A 1,815-nucleotide genomic window follows, 5' to 3' on the forward strand; every position below is an offset into this window, starting at 1 on the left:
CAAAACAGGTACTGTTCATACAGTAGGAAGAGATGGTTATAACGCAGAAGAGTACAAAGCCCTATTTGCAGGTGTAGCGCCAATTAATGATCCAAAAATCGCAACCGTTGTTGTGATTGATGCGCCTGCAGGCGCTGAATATTACGGCGGTGAAGTTGCCGCGCCAATATTCTCACGTGTCGTAGATGGTGCGATGCGAATTTTGAGTGTCGAACCAGACAAGTTCTCCCAGCTTATGCACGTTAACAAGGTTGAGTCTTCGTTAGCAGGAGGTCGCGGTTGATATGAATAAAGCACGCCAATATCACTCGGATTTAGCAAGTCTTTTGCTCGGCATACAGCATGTCCCCTCTGCATTGAACACTCAAATACATGGGCTTGTTTCCGATAGTCGGAAAGTTAAGCAAGGCGATTTATTCCTTGCCTTACCAGGTATAAATTCTCCTGCAAGTACCTATGTGCAAGATGCGATCGAACGCGGTGCTGCTGCTGTGCTGATTGATTGTAATGCAAACGAAGCGAATGACCTGACCGTACATGAGGATGGTCGTGCGATTGAATTGTTTGTTCCTAATTTAAGTAATTTCGTGGGTGAAATTGCGCATCGGTTCTTTCATAAGCCTAGTGAAGAGCTTCAAGTAATCGGTGTGACTGGTACGAACGGAAAGACGTCTGTCGTGAATTATATCGCGCAGTTTTTTGCATCATTAGGCGTTTCCTCTGCTGTCATTGGGACACTAGGATATGGTTTGTGTGCCCGTGATGAGGAGTTAACTGATACCGGCCATACCACGCCGAGTGTTGTTGATGTGCATAAGTACTTGGCAAATCTTCGTGATGCGGGTGCTGAGCTAGTCGCGATGGAAGTTAGCTCGCACGGTCTAGATCAAGGTCGTGTTGATGGCGTGCGATTTGAAGGTGCTGTGTTTACCAATTTAAGCCGTGATCACTTGGATTATCATCAGACCATGGCTGAATATGCCAAGGCGAAGGCGCGTTTGTTTGCGAGCGAAGGTTTGCGCTATGCAGTAATTAATGCTGACGATGAATACGCTAGCGTGATGTTTCAAGCTTTGCGACCTGAAGTTCGGAAGTTACGATTCTCATTGAATGGCTCAGCCGAAGTGTTGGTGAAAGATTTTCAGTTGGGAATGACGACAACAGCGAAAATAGAAGTGGCTGACAAGATTATTGATCTTAACAGTGACCTCCTTGGGCAATTTAACCTCTACAACGTGATGGCGGTATTAGGAGTAGCACTTGCGAAGCTGTGCTCGGTGATTGAGTTAAATGCAATCAATCAGTTAAAAGCCGTTAAGGGAAGAATGGAGCTGCATCGCGTTACTGATAAACCAGCGCTTGTTGTTGACTATGCTCATACACCAGATGCTTTAGAGAACGTACTTCAAACCATCCGTAATTTGGAGCCAAAACGCATACATGTTGTATTTGGTTGTGGTGGTGATCGTGATCAAGGAAAGCGCGCACAGATGGGCTTGATCGCAAAAGAATTTGCGGATGTCTGCGTTATTACTAGCGATAACCCTCGCACTGAAGATCCCGAGCAAATTATTTCTCAAATCGCGAGTGTGTTTTCTGATCAAGACGATGTTATTTGTATCGCGGATCGAGCTCAGGCAATTTCCCATGCGTATCACAGCGCTTCAGTTGATGACGTTGTTCTTATCGCCGGCAAAGGGCATGAAGATTACCAAGAAGTGAATGGCGTGCGCTCATATTTTAGCGACAGCGATTGTTGCGATCACTTATTGGCTGAAGAGGTGCAGAAATGATTGCATCAATGGCTTTAAGCAC

At 45.7% G+C, this 1,815-nt stretch carries 2 protein-coding genes; both read left to right on the plus strand.

Annotation, left to right across the window (positions count from 1 at the left end):
* On the plus strand, positions 1-283 hold a 283-nt coding region (locus A3738_RS22040), incomplete at its 5' end, for a penicillin-binding transpeptidase domain-containing protein (protein WP_255376197.1).
* A gap of 1 nt (position 284) precedes the next feature.
* Complete coding sequence (locus A3738_RS22045) at positions 285-1,793, plus strand: UDP-N-acetylmuramoyl-L-alanyl-D-glutamate--2,6-diaminopimelate ligase (RefSeq protein WP_068473642.1); 1,509 nt, start codon at positions 285-287, stop codon at positions 1,791-1,793.
* The last annotated feature ends 22 nt before the right edge of the window (positions 1,794-1,815 follow it).

The sequence above is a fragment of the Oleiphilus sp. HI0066 genome (assembly GCF_001635725.1).

What these genes read in the sequence shown, in the direction of transcription:
- A3738_RS22045 (WP_068473642.1), top strand. Translation starts at nt 285, where the DNA reads ATGAATAAAGCACGCCAATATCACTCGGATTTAGCAAGTCTTTTGCTC.